Source organism: Aliigemmobacter aestuarii (assembly GCF_004799285.1).
Lineage (GTDB): Bacteria > Pseudomonadota > Alphaproteobacteria > Rhodobacterales > Rhodobacteraceae > Aliigemmobacter > Aliigemmobacter aestuarii.
Window position 1 is genome coordinate 21,030 of record NZ_SSND01000004.1, and the last position, 16,338, is coordinate 37,367.

The following is a 16,338-nucleotide window of genomic DNA, read 5'->3' on the forward strand; positions in this document are numbered from 1 at the left end:
GCGCGCCCACTCGGCGCTTGACGGCCCGGCGGTATTGCGGAACTCTGCCGCCCATGTTCCCGATCCGCGATCACAATCCCTCGGGCCGCACGCCCTTTGTCACCTATGCGCTGATCGTGGCGAACGTCCTGATCTTCCTGGGCTATTTCCTGACCCTGACGGATGAGGTCAGCCTTGGCCGCTTCTTCTACGACTGGGGGCTTGTCCCGCGCTTCCTGACCGAGGGCGGCGGATGGTCGGGCCTTCTCAGCCACATGTTCCTGCATGGCGGCTGGATGCACCTGATCGGCAACATGCTGTTCCTGTTCATCTTCGGCGACAATCTGGAAGACGTGATGGGGCATGTGGGCTTTGCCGTCTTCTACGTCTTGTCGGGCCTTGCCGCGGCCTTCCTGCAATTCGCGGCCGACCCCCTGTCCGAGATCCCGATGGTCGGCGCGTCGGGCGCGATCGCGGGGGTCATGGGGGGCTATCTTCTGCTGTTTCCCAAGGCGCGCGTCGATGTGCTGCTGATCATCTTCATCTTCATCCGGATCATCCCGGTGCCCGCCTGGGTGATGCTGGGCCTGTGGTTCGCCTTCCAGATGGTGTCGGGTTTCACCATGCCGACCGATGGCGGGGGCGTGGCCTACTGGGCGCATGCGGGGGGATTTGTCGCGGGGGTCGTCCTGGCGCTGCCGGTCTGGATGCGGCGCGGCGCGGCGGGGTTCTGGTCGCGGACCCGCGGCCATCCCGACCACCCCGAGGCGACCTATCGCTTCCACAAGTCGCGCATCCCCCGCGTGCCCCGGCGCTGATCCTCAGCGGCCGTAGTAATCCCGATACCAGTCCACGAAGGCGCGGATGCCGTCCTTCACATCGGTCTGCGGGCGGTATCCTGTCAGGCGCTGCAACAGCGTGGCATCGGCGAAGGTGCGCGGCACGTCGCCCTTCTGCATGTCCATGTAATTGCGGATGGCCTTGCGGCCGAGGGCCTGTTCGATGGCCTCGACGAAATCCAGCAGCCGGACGGAGCTGGAATTGCCGATGTTCACCACCCGCCAGGGGGCTGCGGGCGACAGGCTGTCGCCTGCGGGAATGTCTGCGGCGGTTGCCGGGCGTTCGGGGGGCGTATCGACCAGAAGGCGGATCGCCCGCACCAGATCGGTGACATAGGTGAAATCCCGCCACATCTCGCCGTGGTTGTAGATGTCGATCGGGCGGCCATCGAGGATCGCCTCGACGAACCTGAAAAGCGCCATGTCGGGCCGCCCCCAGGGGCCATAGACGGTGAAAAAGCGGAACATCGTCGTGGGGATGTTCCACAGATGGGCATAGGCATGCCCCATCGCCTCGGTTGCCTTCTTGGTGGCGGCATAGATCGTCAGCGGCGTGTCGGCCTTGTCGGTTTCGGCAAAGGGCACGTCCTCGTTCGCGCCGTAAACCGACGAGGTCGAGGCCATCAGCAGATGTTCCACCGCGTGGCGCCGCGCGACCTCCATCACGTTGAAGGTGCCCACCACATTCGCATCGACATAGGCACGTGGGTTTTCAAGGCTGTAGCGCACGCCCGCCTGCGCGGCCAGATGCACGATCACCTGCGGCCGGAAGGCATCGGCCACCCGGTCGAGCGTCGCCTGATCCTCAAGCATCGCCTCATCAGCCCGGAAGTTCGGGTGCTGCAACAGGATCGCATGGCGCCGCGCCTTCAGCGCCACGTCATAATAATCCGTCATCCCGTCATAGCCCTGGACGACAAAACCTTCGTCCAGCAGAGCCTTGGCCAGATGGAACCCGATGAACCCGGCGCTTCCCGTGATCAGCACCCGGCGCATCGGCGGTCACTCGCCCCGGATGATCTTGCGGAAGGGCTCGAACAGGCCCTCGTTGCCGCAGATGACCGCGCCCTTCTCCAACGGGTCGTCATCCTCGCGGATGCCCGAGACGAAGCCGCCCGCCTCCCGGACCAGCAGCATGCCCGCCGCGATGTCCCAGGCGTTGATGCCGCGTTCCCAATAGCCGTCATAGCGCCCGGCCGCCACATAGGCGAGGTCCAGCGCCGCCGAACCCCAGCGTCGCACGCCCGCGCAGACCGGCATCAGCCGCGCAAGATCCTGCAGCGTCGCGGGCAGGGTGCCGCGCCCGCCGAAAGGGACGCCCGTGGCGAAGATCGCCTCGATCATGTTGCGACGGCCCGACACGCGCAGGCGCTTGTCGTTCATCCAGGCGCCGGCGCCCTTCTCGGCCCAGTAAAGCTCGTCCTTGGCGGGGTCGAAGATCACGGCCGAAACGATCTGGCCCTTGTGTTCCAGCGCGATCGATACCGACCAGTGGGGCAGCCCGTGCAGGAAGTTCGTCGTCCCGTCCAGCGGGTCCACGATCCAGCGCCGCGTCGGGTCCTCGCCCGCCGTCTCGCCGGTTTCCTCGCCCAGCCAGCCATAGCTCGGGCGACCGCCCATCAGTTCTTCCTTGATGATCCGCTCGGCCTCGCGGTCGGCCTTCGACACGAAGTCGCCCGGCCCCTTGGCCGACACCTGAAGGTTCTCGACTTCGCGGAAGTCCTTCACGAGGCTGCGGCCCGCCTTTCGGGCGGCCTTGATCATCAGGTTCAGGTTGGCGCTGCCCTGCATGGCGCGGCTCCTTCAGGCGTTCGGGTTCAAACCGTTGCCCTACACGCGCGAACCGCGATTGTGAAGGCCTCCCGGCCGTCATTCATTCTGGCGCACATATCCCGCGGGGGGTGGGGTGGGGGTCCGGGGGGTGTGAACCCACCCGGCCAGCATCTCAGCCGCGCTGCAGCTTGACGGGCTCGCTGCGCCCCAGCCGCAGGAAATGGGCCATGTAGGGCTGGCTCACGTCCTCGCTCCGGGTCGCGGCGTAAAGGCGTTTCGTCACCGTCCGGGGCCCCAGCGGGCGGGTGACGTAATCGGCATTGGTGTGGATCGTGCGCAGCACCCAGTCGGGCAGGACCGCCACGCCCCGGTTCGATCCGACCAGCATCAGGATCACGGCGGTCAGTTCGACGCCCCGCATCGCGCGGGGCTCGACCCGCGCGGGCGTCAGAAGCTCGGTGAAGACATCCAGCTTGTCGCGCGGGACCGGATAGGCGATCAGCGTCTGGTCGCGGAAATCCTCGGCCTCGATCATCGCCTTTTCCGCCAGCGCGTTCTGGGCCGAGGCGACGAAGGTCGGATGATAGTCGAACAGCGGGTTGAAGCTGACGCCATCGAGTTTCACCGGATCGGACGAGATCACCAGATCGACTTCCTCGCGCAGAAGCGCGGGCATCGCCTCGAAGGCAAGGCCTGCGCGAATGTCCACATCCACATCGGGCCAGGCATGGCGGAACCGTTCCAGCACCGGGAACAGCCAGTCGAAACAGGCATGACATTCGATGGCGATGTGCAGCCGCCCCGTCTTGCCCGACCGCAGCGCCGCGAATTCCTCTTCCAGCGCCTCGATCTCGGGCAGGATGCGGTCGGCCAGCCGCAGCATCCGCTGCCCCGCGGCCGTCAGGCGCATGGGTTTCGACCGGCGCACGAACAATTCCACCCCGGCCTGATCCTCAAGCCCCTTCACCTGATGCGACAGCGCGCTTTGCGTCATGTTCAGGATGTCGGCGGCGCGCGACAGCCCCCCGGCCTGATGGATCGCGCGGATCGTCTTGAGGTGGCGCAGTTCGATATGCATGTGAGTGAGTTTCATATTGATGTTGAGAATTATGAATTTGTCTCACATCCGGCTTTCCGGCACAAGAGAGGCAGAAAACAGGAGCAGTTCCATGTCCCAGACGCCGCGCATCAGTTTCGAATTCTTCCCGCCGCAGACGCTCGAAGCGTCCTTCCGGCTGTGGGAAACGGTGCAGATGCTGGCGCCCCTGTCGCCCGAATTCGTATCGGTCACCTATGGCGCGGGCGGGACCACCCGCAAGCTGACGCATGACGCGGTGACGACGATCGGCAAGTCCTACGGGCTGAACGTGGCCGCGCATCTGACCTGTGTCGATGCCAGCCGGGCCCAGACGCTGGAAATCGCGAATGCCTATGCCGACGCCGGTGTCACGCAGATCGTGGCGCTGCGCGGCGACGCCCCGAAAGGGGCCGCACGCTTCAACCCCCATCCCGAAGGTTTCGCGAATTCGATCGAACTGATCGAGGCGCTGGCCGCGACCGGTCGCTTCACCCTGCGGGTGGGCGCCTATCCCGAACCCCATCCCGATGCCGCCGATACACTGGCCGATGTCCGCTGGCTGAAGCGCAAGATCGACGCGGGCGCCTCTGCCGCGATAACGCAGTTCTTCTTCGAGGCCGAAACCTTCCTGCGCTTCCGCGATCTCTGCGTGAAAGAGGGAATCACCGCGCCGATCATTCCGGGCATCCTGCCGATCGAGAATTTCGGCGGCGTGAAGCGCTTTGCACAGCGTTGCGGCGCGCAGGTTCCCGCCTGGCTGGACGAGGCCTATGCGGCCGCTGCCCGCGACGGGCGCGAGGACCTGCTGTCGGTCGCGCTTTGCACCGAACTGTGCGACACGCTGATTTCGGAAGGGGTGGAAGACCTGCACTTCTACACCCTGAACCGTCCCAATCTGACGCGTGACGTGTGTCACGCCCTTGGTGTTACCCCCGAGGTGGCGCTGGAAAAGGTGGCCTGACAGGCTCTTTCCAGTCATCTTGCGCCCGGTGGAGGATCAGCCACCGGGCGTTTTTTGTTGCTGCCGTCGGACAGGCACGGACGGGCCGCGGGGGCGGTAGCGGGATTTTCCGCGTGCCGCGCGCGCCCGAAGCCTTGCCCCGCCGTCCGGTTCGGCTAAGGTCGGACGACCGCGAAACGGGGCCGCGATGCCGTCCCGCATTCCTGCCCGAACCAAGGCGAACCGATGACCAAGCCCATCTTCATCCTGAACGGCCCGAACCTGAACCTTCTGGGCAAGCGCCAGCCCGAAATCTACGGCCGCGCGACGCTGGAGGACGTGGCCGATGCCTGTGCCGCCCTGGCCGAGGATCTGGGCCTGTCGATCCGCTTCCACCAGTCCAACCACGAGGGCCAGATCGTCGACTGGATCCACCAGGCGCGCGATGAAGGCGCGGGCGTCATCATCAACCCCGCCGCCTATACCCACACGTCGGTGGCCATCCTCGACGCGCTGAACGCCTTCGACGGCCCGGTGCTTGAGGTCCATATCTCCAACGTCCACAAGCGCGAGGCCTTCCGGCACCATTCCTACGTCTCGCTTCGGGCGGACGGGGTGATCGCGGGCTTCGGCACCGAAGGCTATCAGCTTGCCCTGCGGCGCATGGCGACGCTGGTGAAGGGGAAATGACGATGGCCGACATGCCGGTGAACCTGTTCAGGCGCGGGCTGGCCGAGGGGCGCCAGCAGATCGGCCTGTGGAATTCCATTCCCGGCCCGCTGGTGGCCGAACTTCTGGCGGGGGCCGGTTTCGACTGGCTGGTGATCGACACCGAACACGCCGTGACCGACGTGCCCGACACGCTGGCCATGATGCAGGCGATGGCGCCCTATCCGGTGGCGCCCGTGGTGCGCCCCGCCGCCAACGACACGGTGCTGATCAAGCGGCTTCTGGATCTGGGCGCGCAGACGCTGCTGATCCCCTATGTCCAGTCGGCAGCCGAGGCCGAGGCCGCGGTGCGCGCCATGCGCTATCCGCCGCGCGGCATCCGTGGCGTGGCGGGCGCCACGCGCGCCAGCCGGTTCGGCACGGTCGCCGATTACGCCGCCCGCGCCGAAGAGGAACTTTGCCTGATCGTTCAGGTGGAAACCGATGTCTCGGTCGACCGGATCGAAGAAATCTGCGCCGTTGACGGGGTTGATGCGCTGTTCATCGGGCCTGCGGACCTTGCCGCCTCGATGGGGTATCCGGGCAAGTCATCGCACCCCGCCGTGGTGGCCCGCATCGAAGAAGCGATCCGCCGGATCACCGCGGCAGGCAAGCCCGCGGGCATCCTGACGCTGGACCCTGCCTTCGCGCGCCAGTGCATCGACTGGGGCACGACCTTCACGGCGGTGGGGATGGACCTGTCGATCCTCGGGCAGGGGGCGCGGGCGCTGTCCTCGGCCTTCCGGGGCTGATCCGCTTGACCGGGGCAGGGCAGCCAGGCGGCGCCATCTTCCGCTGGCACGATGCGGCGCGGCTGATCGACGGGGCAGGGCGGGCTTTCGGCCCGGCGGGCCCCTGCGAAGGGGGGGTGCTGGCCGATGCAGACGCGGTCGCCGCGCTGCGCTCTGCCATCGGATCGCCCGCCTTCCGCATCGGTGCGACCGGTGCGCCTTCGCCCCGTGCCGACCGGGTACCGGCCGGGGCGCCCGTTCTGGAAACCCTTTCGGGCGGCACCTCGGGCACGCCGCGCCGCATCCTGCGCACGCAGGCCTCGTGGATCGCTTCATTCGACGTGAACGCCCGCCTTTTCGGGATCGGACCCGGTGCGCGGGTCGCGGTTCTGGGGCGGCTTGTCCATTCCCTTGCCCTTTATGCCGCAATCGAGGCGCTGCACCTCGGGGCCGAGGCGCATCTTCTGGACCGGCTGCGCCCCGACCGGCAGGCCGAGGCGCTGGCCCTCAGGGACATCACGCATCTTTATGCCACACCCGCGCAACTTCGCAGCCTTCCGGCCACGGCGCGCCCGTGCCCCGGCCTGCGTCACCTGATCGTGGGCGGCGCCCAACTGGACCCTGCGCTCAAGGACCGGATGGCGCTGCTTTTCCCCTCGGCCGTGCAGCGTGAATTCTACGGCGCCTCCGAAACCAGCTTTTTGACCGTGACCGATGCAGACACGCCGCGCGGGTCCGTCGGTGCGGCCTATCCGGGGGTCGAGATCGCGCTGGATCCCGATGGCGCGATCTGGGCGCGGTCACCCTATCTGGCGCTTGGCTATGCCGGTGAGCCGGGCGGGGCACGCTGGCGCGACGGCTGGGTCTGCGCCGGGGAAACTGGGCGGATGGACGGTGGATACCTGTTCCTGTCCGGCCGGATCGGCCGGGCGATCCGCGTCGCTGAACAGACGCTTCACCCCGAAGAGATGGAGACGTTCCTTCTGTCCCGTCCGGGGGTGGAAGAGGCGGCTGTCCTGCCCAGGCCCGACGCCGCGCGCGGCCTTGTTCTTGTCGCCGTGATCCGGGGCGACCCGACCGCCGAGGCAGCGCTGCTGGTCGATCTCAGGGCGGCCTTCGGGCCGATGCTTTCCCCGAGAACGATCCGCTGGTGGCAGGCGGACTGGCCGCAGCTGCCCTCGGGCAAGACGGACCTGCAGGCGATTGAAAGGGAGCTTCGATGGTGACGATCCTTTCCGCGCGCCGCACTGCCGTCATGCCACGGGGCGGCGCCTTCGCGCGGCTTGCGCCGCATGAGCTGGCCGCACCCGTGATCCGCGCCGTCCTTGACGATGCCGGAATCACCGCGGACCGGGTGGACGAGGTGATCCTGTCCAATGCCCTGGGCGGCGGTGGCAACCCCGCGCGGGTCGCCGCGCTTGCGGCGGGCCTGCCCGAACGCGTGGCGGGGATCAGCATCGACCAGCAATGCGCGGGCGGCCTTTCGGCCATCGGCCTTGGCGCGGCGCTGATCGCCTCGGGTCAGGCGGGCGTGGTCATCGCAGGCGGCGCGGAAAGCTGGTCGCGCCGTCCGATCCGGCTTGCGACCGCGCCGGGCCAGCCGCCGGTGGCCTATGAGCAGCCCCCCTTCACCCCCTGGCCCGACCGCGACCCCGACATGGCCGAGGCCGCCGACGCACTTGGCCGGTCGCTTGGCATATCGCGCGACTGGGCCGACGGCTGGGCGATCGAAAGCCATGCCAGGGCCCGCGCGGCGGCGGATCGTCTGGCGGTGGAAATCCTGCCGCTGGAAGGCATGGGGCTAGACGGGTTCACCCGGCCTCTCACGCCCCGCCTAGCCGCCCGTGCGCCGGTGGTCACGGGTGCTGTCACCGCCGCCAATGCGGCCGTCGCGGCCGATGCCTCCGCCTTTGTCCTGTTGGTGCGCGACGATCTTGTCCCGCCCCGGGCCCGGCGCGCGGCGATCCTTGCCGCCCGGACCTTGGGGGCTGCCCCGGACCAACCCGGCCTTGCGCCGGTGCCCGCGATTGCTGAGACCCTCGCCGCTGCCGGGCTGCGCGCCTCGCATCTTGCGCAGGCCGAGATCATGGAGGCCTATGCCGTCCAGGCCATCGCCTGCGTCGAAGGTGCGGGCATCGACCCGGCCATCGTCAACCCGCGCGGCGGTGCGCTGGCACGGGGCCATCCGATCGGGGCGTCGGGGGCGATCCTTGCGGTTCGGCTGTTTCACGACCTCGCACCCGGTGCCACAGGCCTTGCGGCCATCGCTTCGGCCGGGGGGATCGGTGCGGCGATGGTGCTGCGCGGTGCCTGAGCTTCAGCCCCGCGCCAGAAGCGAGGCCGGGCGCGCCCGCGCCACCGCCTGAGTGACCAACCCCGCCAGAACCGCCTTCAGCACGTCGCCCGGCAGGAAGGCCAGCGCAAGGACGCTGGCTTCGGAAAAGCTCTTGCCCAGCATGATCGCCATCCCCGTGATCCCGAAGAGGTAAAGAACGCCGATCCCGCCGATCACGGCCCCCGCGGTCGCCGCCCAGAACGGGGCCAGAGTGGTGCGTTCCATGATCAGGCCCGCGACGAAGGCCGCGACCGGAAAGCCCAGCAGGAACCCAACCGTCGGCGAGGCAAAGACACCAAGGCCGCCGCGCCCACCGGCCAGAAGCGGCAAGCCAAGCGCGACAAGAAGCAGGAACAGAAGAACCGCCAGGGCCCCGCGCCGCGCGCCAAGGATCGTGCCGCACAGCATGATGCCAAGCGACTGCGCCGTGATCGGCACGCCCGCCGCAAGGTCGATCCTTGGAACCAGCCCGAGGACCGCGATCAGGGCCGTGAACAGGGCGATGTGGGAAAGGCTGCGTTCCATCGGCGGACTCCATCCAGTGTCGGGCCCTCCTTAGCCCGCACCGCCCCGCGCCCGCAAGGCCTCGGCGACGCGGTCGGCGTCATCGAGCGCCGCCAGCGCCGCCGGCGCCAGGACGCGCCAGCCCGGCCTGCGGCGGGGGCTGCGGGCGCGATGGGCATCCACGATCTGACCGACCCGCGCCGACAGGACCGGCACGAAACGGATCACCAGCGCCACCGCCAGCGCCAGCCTTCGCGGCGGCAGCACCGGCGCGATCGGGCGCATCACCCGGCTCAGCACATCGATCATGTCGGAAAGGCGGGTGGTCATCGTCACCAGATTGGCCGCGGCCACCGCCGCCAGCATCCGCAGGATGATCGCCGTCCCCTCAACCAGCGCACCTGTCCAGCCGTGCCAGAGCGTCACGATCACGACGAAGGGCCAGAGGATCCGCAGCGCGCCAAGGCCGCGCCATGCCAGATCGCGCCCGCCGGTAAGGTGCAAAAGCGCGACCACGGCGAGGCACAACGCCAGCCAGACGGGCGACCGCAACAGGAACAGCCCGGCCGAGAACAGGCACAGAACGGCCAGCTTTCCGCCTGCGGGCAGCCGATGCAGGCGCGTTTCAACCGGCGATGTCAATGTCAGCATCACCGGCTCCCAGTCTCTGCATCGCATCCTGAAAGGCGGGAAGTACCTCGTTGGCCGTCCCGTCGGCAAACACCCGCCCCGCCTCGATCCAGATCACCCTGTCGCACCCGACCACCGCCTCGGGGTCATGGCTGATCGTGACCAGCCGCTGCGCAAGCGAAGACAGCCGCCGCGCCATCCGGGCACGTGTGGGCAGATCGAGCGCGGCAAAGGGTTCGTCCAGAAGGATCGTCCCCGGTTCCATCATCAGGACCGCCTGCAGGCACAGGTATTGCTTCTGCCCCTGGCTCAGCGTCGAGGTCGCAGAACCCGCCCAATGCGCGCGTCCCTCCGCCTCAAGCAGTCGCATCACGGCCGCCTCCGCCGCCCGGGCCTCTTGCCCCATCTGGCGCAGGCCGAATGCCAGTTCCTCGGCCACGGTCGGAAACAGGATCTGGTGATCGGGGTTTTGAAAGAGGATGCCCAGACGCCGAAGCACGCCCTTCCTGTCGCGGGCTGGATCGATCCCATCCACCGCCACCCGCCCGGTCGTGGGCGCGACCAGCCCCGCAATCAGCCGCAACAGCGTGGTCTTTCCCGATCCGTTGCGCCCGACGATCCCGATGCGCGGTTCGTCCAGCGCCAGCGAGATGCCCTGCAGGATGGGCCGCCCCATCACCGCGTAGTCCACCCCGTCCAGTACGATCCCCATGCCCGCGGCCCCCTGGCTCCACGGCTTCCGTCTAACGCCCGCTCTCGGGCCGGGCAATGCAAAAAGGGGGCTCTGCCCCCTCGGGCCTTGCGGCCCTCACCCCCGGGGTATTTTCACCAGGTTGAAGCGCATTTGAATCAAATTGTCCTTCAACCTGACGAAAAAACCCTCGGGGGGTGAATTTGCGAAGCAAAGAGGGGGGCAGACAGCCCCCCTCTCTTCCTCGACCGTGGAGACCCGGTGGATCAGCCTTTCTGCGCGGCCGCGATGGCGTCTTCCAGGATGCCCATCGCCTCGGTGAAATGCGCGTCCGGAATGGTGATCGGGGCGAGGAAGCGGACCACATTGCCGTAGACGCCGCAGGTCAGCAGGATCAGGCCGCGCTTCTGCGCTTCCATCCGGACACGTCCGGTGAAGCCCGCGTCGGGTTCCTTCGACGAAGGGTTGGCGAATTCGACCGCGACCATGAAACCCGGGCCGCGGATGTCGGCGATCTCGGGCGTGGTGCCGCGCAGCGATTCCAGCTTTTGCTTCAGTCGGCTGCCCAGTTCATTGGCCCGCGCGCAAAGGTCTTCCTCCTCGATCACGTCCAGCACAGCATGGGCGGCGGCGATGCCCAGCGGGTTGCCGGCATAGGTGCCGCCAAGGCCGCCCGGGTTGGCCGCATCCATCAGGTCGGCCCGGCCGGTCACCGCCGCAAGCGGCAGGCCGCCCGCCAGGCCCTTGGCCATGGTCGTCAGGTCCGCGGCCACGCCATGGGCTTCCATGGCGAAAAGGTTCCCCGTCCGGGCGAAGCCGGTCTGCACCTCGTCGGCGATCATGACGATGCCATGCTTGTCGCAGAGCGCGCGGATCGCCTTCACCAGATCGGTCGGCGCGGGATAGAAGCCGCCTTCGCCCTGCACCGGTTCGAAGATGATCGCGGCGACGCGCGCCGGGTCGAGATCGGCTTTGAACAGCTTCTCGATCCCCGACATCGCATCCTTGGTGGAAATCCCGTGCACATCCATCGGGAAGGGCACATGGAAGACATCGGGCATCATCGCGCCGAAGCCTTTCTTGTAGGGTTCGACCTTGCCGGTCAGCGACATGCCCATGAACGTCCGGCCGTGGAAGCCGCCGCCGAAGGCGATCACGGCGTTCCGGCCCGTCGCAATGCGCGCGATCTTGACCGCGTTCTCGCAGGCCTCGGCCCCGGTGGTCACGAAGATCGTCTTCTTCTTGAAATCGCCCGGCACCTTGTCGTTCAGCCGTTCGGCCAGACGGATGTAATTCTCGTAGGGCATGACCTGGTGGCAGGTGTGGGTGAAGCGGCCCATCTGGTCGGCCACGGCCTGCATCACCCTGGGGTGGCAATGGCCGGTGTTGACCACGGCGATCCCGGCAGCGAAGTCGATATAGCGGTTGCCTTCGATGTCCCAGACTTCGGCGTTCAGCGCCCGGTCGGCATAGATCTGGGTCATCATGCCCACACCACGGGAAATCGCCTCGTCCCGGCGCTTGGCCACTTCTGCGTTCTGCATCGCAAGTCTCCGTTCCTGTCCCGCAGGACCGCGGGAATGATCGGCACGCATTTGATCAAAGTTCGGCCTGCGCTTCAATCGTCATTCGGGGCCGGGATGGCTCCAGTTCCGTGATGTCGTCAGGCCAGCCGACGCCGGGGCTTGGTGCAGGCGGGGTTTACCTGCCGTTAACCAACGCCGGTCCAGCCTTGGAGGAGATTCGCGAAGGGGCGGGCCATGGCACGGGACGATCGACTGGCAGGAAGCGCACGACGGTTCGATGCGGCGGACAGGGCCGACAGGCTGCGCCTTATCCGGTCGCGCCGGGTCGGCGCGGTGACCTTCCACCGGCTGCTGGCCGAACATGGCAGTGCCGCGGCTGCCCTTGCCGCCTTGCCCGAGGTGGCCCGCGCCGCCGGGGTGGATAACTATGCCCCCTGTCCGGTCGAGGTCGTCGACCATGAAATGGCGGCGGCGCGGCTGAAGGGCGCGCGGTTGGTCTGTCACGGGGAAGCGGCCTATCCCCGGCTTCTGGCAGACCTGCCGGATGCGCCGCCCGTCCTGTGGGTGCAGGGCGACATCGAGCTTTTGTCGCGCCCGATGGTGGCGATGGTGGGGGCGCGCAATGCCTCGTCCCTGGGCCTGCGCATGGCGCGGCGGATGGCCGAGGGGCTGGCGCAGGCGGGCTTTGTCGTCGTCTCGGGGTTGGCGCGCGGGATCGACGCGGCGGCGCATGAGGCGGCGATGCCGACAGGAACGGTCGCCGTTCAGGCCGGCGGCGTGGACGTGGACTATCCGCAGGAAAACGCGCGTCTGGCCGCCGATCTGCGCGAACGGGGCGCGGTGATTTCCGAACAGCCGATGGGCTGCGAGCCGCAGGCGCGGCATTTCCCGCTGCGCAACCGGATCGTGTCGGGCCTCGCCCGTGCGGTCGTGGTGGTCGAGGCTGCGGCGCGGTCGGGCAGCCTGATCACCGCACGCGAGGCGGGGGATCAGGGGCGCGATGTGATGGCAGTGCCGGGGCATCCGTTCGATGCGCGCGCCGCAGGCTGCAACCAGCTGATCCGCGACGGGGCCACCCTTGTGCGCGGCCCGGCCGATGTGGTGGAGGCCATGGGCCTTTCGCCGATTGCGGAACGTGCACCGCGCCTGCCGGACCATCCGCCGCTGCCCGGCCCCGTGCCGGAACGCCGCCCGCTGGGGGAAACCGCCGGGTTGCACCAGCAGATCCTTGACCGTCTCGGCCCGTCGCCCCTGGCCGAGGATCAGTTGATCCGCGATCTTGCGCTTCCGGCGGCGGATGTCGCGCCCGAACTTCTGACGCTGGAGCTGGAAGGCCGGGTCATCCGGCAGGCGGGCGGGCTTTTGGCGCGGGCGGTGTAGGCGTCGTTGGGTGCACGCCTCCGGAACGGCAGGGTGATGACGGTTGGCCAAAGGGGGCCTGCCGCGCGGCTTGGATGTCGCCCCGCGCGGCGGTTTCGGCACGGTCTCGGATCGGTCAACCGCTGCTGATCGTCTGCGGCCGGTCACCGGAAGGCTGGCCCCAAAGGAAACAGCGTGCATGGTGGCATGCCGGCGCCAGGCAAGCGCCGCTTTGGGGCAGGCCGGCCTCTTGCGGCAGGTCGGGAGCGGTAGATCGGGTGGGCCAAGTCGGGCGGGCCAAGTCGGGCGGGCCAAGTCGGGCGGGCCAAGTCGGGCGAAGAACAGCGGGGGCGGCAGGGCGGGCCGTGCCGGCATTTCGCCGTATCAGGTGCCGACAGCGTGTCAGTTGCCGGGCAAGGCGTGGGCGAACTCTGGGGGCGCGTGCATCCTTGCCGGGCCTCCTTTCCCTGCGGCGAACGCGCCCTTGTCCCCGCCAATTCCAGCCTCCATTGACATTGTGCCCCGTTCCCCCACATTTTGCCGACCCTCGCCGGATCGTGCCCGGACGAGGCCGAAGAAAGGGTTCCAATGGCAGTCGTCGTCGTCGAGTCTCCGGCCAAGGCCAAGACAATCAACAAATATCTCGGCTCCGACTACACGGTTCTGGCATCCTACGGCCATGTCCGCGACCTGCCTCCGAAGGATGGTTCGGTCGATCCCGAGAACGAATTCGACATGAAATGGGAGGTCGCGCCGGAAAGCCGCAAGCATGTCCGCGCGATCGCCGAGGCGTTGAAGACCGACGACACGCTGATCCTTGCCACCGACCCCGACCGCGAGGGCGAGGCGATTTCCTGGCATCTGAAAGAGGCGCTGGCCCCCAGCCTGAAGAAGGGCAAGAAGGTCAGTCGCGTCACCTTCAACGCGATCACCAAATCCGCCGTGACCGAGGCGATGAAGGCCCCCCGCGAGGTGGACGATGCCCTGGTCGAGGCCTACCTCGCGCGCCGCGCGCTGGATTATCTGGTGGGCTTCACCCTGTCGCCTGTCCTGTGGCGCAAGCTGCCGGGTGCCAAGTCGGCGGGGCGGGTGCAATCGGTCTGCCTGCGGCTGATCGTCGAACGCGAGATGGAGATCGAGGCGTTTCGTGCCCGCGAATACTGGACCGTCACCGCCACGCTGGCCACCCCGCGCGGGCAGGAATATCAGGCCCGCCTGACCGTGTTGGGCGGGAAGAAACTGGACAAGTTCGACATACCCACAGCCGAGGCGGCGGAACTGGCTGTCAAGGCTGTCACTTCCCGGACATTGACGGTTTCGGGCGTGGAATCGAAACCCGCCAGCCGGAACCCCTGGCCGCCCTTCATGACCTCGACCCTGCAGCAGGAGGCCAGCCGAAAGCTGGGCTTCGGCGCCAAGGCCACGATGTCGGCGGCGCAGCGCCTGTATGAGGCCGGGCACATCACATATATGCGGACCGACGGCATCGACATGGCCCCCGAGGCGGTGATGGCCGCGCGGGACGAGATCAGGGACCGCTTCGGGCCGGGTTATGTGCCCGACAGCCCCCGGATGTACAAGAACAAGGCCAAGAACGCGCAGGAGGCGCATGAATGCATCCGCCCCACCGACATGTCGGCCGCACCCGAGAAACTGCGCCTGGCCGACCCTGACCAGCGCAGGCTTTATGACCTGATCTGGAAACGCACCATCGCCAGCCAGATGGCCGCCGCCCGGCTGGAACGCACGACGGTCGACATCACCAGCCCCGACGGCCAGGTGGGCCTGCGCGCGACGGGCCAGGTGGTGCTGTTCGACGGGTTCCTCAAGGTCTATGACGAGGGCCGCGACGACGATGGCGAGGACGAAGGCCGCCTGCCCCAGATCATGCAGGGCGAGGCCGCCGAAAAGCGTGGCGTTCTGCCCGAACAGCATTTCACCCAGCCTCCGCCCCGCTACACCGAGGCGACGCTGGTCAAGCGGATGGAAGAGCTTGGCATCGGTCGCCCCTCGACCTATGCCTCGATCATCTCGACGATCCAGGATCGGGAATATGTCCGCAAGGACAAGAACCGCCTGATCCCCGAGGACAAGGGGCGGCTGGTTACGGCCTTCCTTGCGAACTTCTTCCGCCGCTATGTGGAATACGATTTCACCGCCGATCTGGAAGCCCAGCTTGACGATGTCTCGGCGGGCGAACGGGATTACAAGGAAGTGCTGGCGCGGTTCTGGCGCGATTTTTCGGCCGCGGTCGGCGAGACGTCGGATCTGCGTATCGGCGAGGTGCTGGAAAAGATCGACGATTTCCTGGCACCCCATCTTTATCCGCCGCGCCCCGATGGGGCCGATCCGCGGGCCTGTCCGACCTGCGGAACCGGGCGGCTGCACCTGAAGACCGCGCGGTCGGGCGGGGCCTTCATCGGCTGCGGGAACTATCCCGAATGCCGCTATACCCGCCCGATCTCGGGTGCCGAGGATGCCGTGACGGCCGATGGACGGGTTCTGGGTGAAGAGGACGGGGTCGAGATCACGCTGCGCGCGGGCCGCTTCGGCCCTTATGTGCAGAAGGGCGAGGCCACGGCGGAAAGCCCCAAGCCGCCCCGTGCGAGCCTGCCCAAGGGCTGGTCGCCCGAAAGCCTGACGCTGGAACGCGCGCTGATGCTGTTGAACCTGCCGCGCCGGATCGGGCCGCATCCCGATGATGGCGAGGTGATCGAGGCCGCGATCGGCCGCTTCGGTCCCTATGTGAAGCACGGGTCGACCTATGCCAACCTGCCGGATGTCGAGGAGGTCTTCACCATCGGCATGAACCGCGCGGTCGAGGTTTTGGCCGAAAAGGCGGCGCGTGGCCCCGGCAAGGGGCGCGGGGCTGCGGCAGAGCCGCTGCGCGTGCTGGGTGATCACCCCGACGGCGGGCCCGTCGTCGTCATGCCCGGCAAGTACGGCCCCTATGTGAAATGGGAAAAGGTCAATGCGACCCTCCCGAAAGGGTCCGCGCCGGAAACCGTGACGCTGGACGAGGCGCTGGTGCTGATCGCCGAGAAGGCCGGAAAGGCGGGCGGCCGCAAGACCGCGAAGAAGCCCGCCGCCAAGGCCGCAGGGGAAAAGCCCGCCAAGGCGAAGGCTGCGCCGAAAAAAGCGGGGGCGAAAAAGCCTGCGGCAAAGAAACCGGCGACAAAGACTGCGGCGGCCAAGCCCGCCACGCGGAAGGCTTCGGCAAAGGCATCGCCCGCGAAGGATTGAAC

The 16,338-nt window shown here is 67.8% G+C and carries 15 protein-coding genes; 8 read left to right on the plus strand and 7 right to left on the minus strand.

Annotated elements, in window-relative coordinates:
- Nucleotides 1-53: 53 nt before the first annotated feature.
- Complete coding sequence (locus tag E7811_RS13740) at nucleotides 54-797, plus strand: rhomboid family intramembrane serine protease (protein ID WP_136395247.1); 744 nt, start codon at nucleotides 54-56, stop codon at nucleotides 795-797.
- Nucleotides 798-800: 3 nt separating this feature from the next.
- Here E7811_RS13740 and E7811_RS13745 read toward each other — a convergent pair whose 3' ends face one another.
- The 3 genes from E7811_RS13745 to E7811_RS13755 form a co-directional block, all read right to left on the minus strand.
- The gene (locus E7811_RS13745; protein ID WP_136395248.1) at nucleotides 801-1,814 is read right to left on the minus strand and encodes an NAD-dependent epimerase/dehydratase family protein; all 1,014 of its coding nucleotides are present in this window, start codon (nucleotides 1,812-1,814) and stop codon (nucleotides 801-803) included.
- A 6-nt stretch (nucleotides 1,815-1,820) separates the two neighbouring features.
- Complete coding sequence (locus E7811_RS13750) at nucleotides 1,821-2,609, minus strand: inositol monophosphatase family protein (protein WP_136395249.1); 789 nt, start codon at nucleotides 2,607-2,609, stop codon at nucleotides 1,821-1,823.
- Between the two features lie 154 nt (nucleotides 2,610-2,763).
- Nucleotides 2,764-3,669 carry a LysR family transcriptional regulator gene (locus tag E7811_RS13755; RefSeq protein ID WP_136395250.1) on the minus strand — a complete coding sequence of 302 codons (906 nt, stop codon included), beginning with the start codon at nucleotides 3,667-3,669 and terminating at the stop codon, nucleotides 2,764-2,766.
- Nucleotides 3,670-3,760: 91 nt separating this feature from the next.
- On the opposite strand from E7811_RS13755, the gene metF reads away from it, so the two are divergent.
- The 5 genes from metF (at nucleotide 3,761) to E7811_RS13780 (ending at nucleotide 8,362) form a co-directional block, all read left to right on the plus strand.
- Nucleotides 3,761-4,630 (plus strand): methylenetetrahydrofolate reductase [NAD(P)H], encoded by an 870-nt coding sequence (metF, locus tag E7811_RS13760; RefSeq protein ID WP_136395251.1) that lies wholly within the window; start codon nucleotides 3,761-3,763, stop codon nucleotides 4,628-4,630.
- Nucleotides 4,631-4,855: 225 nt separating this feature from the next.
- Nucleotides 4,856-5,299 carry a type II 3-dehydroquinate dehydratase gene (gene aroQ / locus E7811_RS13765; RefSeq protein ID WP_136395252.1) on the plus strand — a complete coding sequence of 148 codons (444 nt, stop codon included), beginning with the start codon at nucleotides 4,856-4,858 and terminating at the stop codon, nucleotides 5,297-5,299.
- Nucleotides 5,300-5,301: 2 nt separating this feature from the next.
- A complete protein-coding gene (locus E7811_RS13770; RefSeq protein ID WP_136395253.1) occupies nucleotides 5,302-6,069 on the plus strand; it encodes an HpcH/HpaI aldolase family protein in 768 nt (255 codons plus the stop codon).
- A 5-nt stretch (nucleotides 6,070-6,074) separates the two neighbouring features.
- Complete coding sequence (locus tag E7811_RS13775; RefSeq protein ID WP_168733034.1) at nucleotides 6,075-7,274, plus strand: AMP-binding protein; 1,200 nt, start codon at nucleotides 6,075-6,077, stop codon at nucleotides 7,272-7,274.
- The gene (locus tag E7811_RS13780; RefSeq protein ID WP_136395255.1) at nucleotides 7,268-8,362 is read left to right on the plus strand and encodes a thiolase family protein; all 1,095 of its coding nucleotides are present in this window, start codon (nucleotides 7,268-7,270) and stop codon (nucleotides 8,360-8,362) included. The genes E7811_RS13775 and E7811_RS13780 overlap by 7 nt, the downstream gene beginning before the upstream one ends.
- Nucleotides 8,363-8,365: 3 nt before the next feature.
- On the opposite strand, the gene E7811_RS13785 is transcribed toward E7811_RS13780, so the two are convergent.
- The 4 genes from E7811_RS13785 to E7811_RS13800 all read right to left on the minus strand — a co-directional run bounded on the left by E7811_RS13785 (nucleotide 8,366) and on the right by E7811_RS13800 (nucleotide 11,752).
- Entirely contained in the window at nucleotides 8,366-8,908 is a 543-nt protein-coding gene (locus tag E7811_RS13785) for a biotin transporter BioY (RefSeq protein WP_136395256.1), read from the minus strand.
- 30 nt (nucleotides 8,909-8,938) lie between these two features.
- Nucleotides 8,939-9,538, minus strand: coding sequence for an energy-coupling factor transporter transmembrane component T family protein (locus E7811_RS13790; protein WP_136395257.1), 600 nt, complete (start codon nucleotides 9,536-9,538; stop codon nucleotides 8,939-8,941).
- Entirely contained in the window at nucleotides 9,513-10,229 is a 717-nt protein-coding gene (locus tag E7811_RS13795) for an energy-coupling factor ABC transporter ATP-binding protein (RefSeq protein ID WP_136395258.1), read from the minus strand. Before E7811_RS13795 ends, E7811_RS13790 begins: the two co-directional genes overlap by 26 nt.
- Nucleotides 10,230-10,474: 245 nt before the next feature.
- Nucleotides 10,475-11,752 carry a 4-aminobutyrate--2-oxoglutarate transaminase gene (locus E7811_RS13800; RefSeq protein ID WP_136395259.1) on the minus strand — a complete coding sequence of 426 codons (1,278 nt, stop codon included), beginning with the start codon at nucleotides 11,750-11,752 and terminating at the stop codon, nucleotides 10,475-10,477.
- Between the two features lie 216 nt (nucleotides 11,753-11,968).
- On the opposite strand from E7811_RS13800, the gene dprA reads away from it, so the two are divergent.
- Together dprA and topA are read left to right on the plus strand one after the other, a co-directional pair.
- Nucleotides 11,969-13,114 (plus strand): DNA-processing protein DprA, encoded by a 1,146-nt coding sequence (dprA, locus tag E7811_RS13805; RefSeq protein ID WP_136395260.1) that lies wholly within the window; start codon nucleotides 11,969-11,971, stop codon nucleotides 13,112-13,114.
- Nucleotides 13,115-13,681: 567 nt separating this feature from the next.
- Nucleotides 13,682-16,336: a type I DNA topoisomerase gene (gene topA, locus E7811_RS13810; protein ID WP_136395261.1), complete on the plus strand. Its 2,655-nt coding sequence runs from the start codon at nucleotides 13,682-13,684 to the stop codon at nucleotides 16,334-16,336.
- Nucleotides 16,337-16,338 lie beyond the last annotated feature (2 nt).

Excerpts from the sequence above, each read along its gene's own strand:
- E7811_RS13770 (WP_136395253.1), top strand. The coding sequence starts at position 5,302 with ATGGCCGACATGCCGGTGAACCTGTTCAGGCGCGGGCTGGCCGAGGGG.
- E7811_RS13795 (WP_136395258.1), bottom strand. The coding sequence starts at position 10,229 with ATGGGGATCGTACTGGACGGGGTGGACTACGCGGTGATGGGGCGGCCC.
- E7811_RS13745 (WP_136395248.1), bottom strand. The coding sequence starts at position 1,814 with ATGCGCCGGGTGCTGATCACGGGAAGCGCCGGGTTCATCGGGTTCCAT.
- topA (WP_136395261.1), top strand. The coding sequence starts at position 13,682 with ATGGCAGTCGTCGTCGTCGAGTCTCCGGCCAAGGCCAAGACAATCAAC.
- E7811_RS13755 (WP_136395250.1), bottom strand. The coding sequence starts at position 3,669 with ATGCATATCGAACTGCGCCACCTCAAGACGATCCGCGCGATCCATCAG.
- E7811_RS13790 (WP_136395257.1), bottom strand. The coding sequence starts at position 9,538 with ATGCTGACATTGACATCGCCGGTTGAAACGCGCCTGCATCGGCTGCCC.
- E7811_RS13740 (WP_136395247.1), top strand. The coding sequence starts at position 54 with ATGTTCCCGATCCGCGATCACAATCCCTCGGGCCGCACGCCCTTTGTC.
- E7811_RS13800 (WP_136395259.1), bottom strand. The coding sequence starts at position 11,752 with ATGCAGAACGCAGAAGTGGCCAAGCGCCGGGACGAGGCGATTTCCCGT.
- dprA (WP_136395260.1), top strand. The coding sequence starts at position 11,969 with ATGGCACGGGACGATCGACTGGCAGGAAGCGCACGACGGTTCGATGCG.
- E7811_RS13780 (WP_136395255.1), top strand. The coding sequence starts at position 7,268 with ATGGTGACGATCCTTTCCGCGCGCCGCACTGCCGTCATGCCACGGGGC.
- aroQ (WP_136395252.1), top strand. The coding sequence starts at position 4,856 with ATGACCAAGCCCATCTTCATCCTGAACGGCCCGAACCTGAACCTTCTG.
- metF (WP_136395251.1), top strand. The coding sequence starts at position 3,761 with ATGTCCCAGACGCCGCGCATCAGTTTCGAATTCTTCCCGCCGCAGACG.
- E7811_RS13750 (WP_136395249.1), bottom strand. The coding sequence starts at position 2,609 with ATGCAGGGCAGCGCCAACCTGAACCTGATGATCAAGGCCGCCCGAAAG.
- E7811_RS13785 (WP_136395256.1), bottom strand. The coding sequence starts at position 8,908 with ATGGAACGCAGCCTTTCCCACATCGCCCTGTTCACGGCCCTGATCGCG.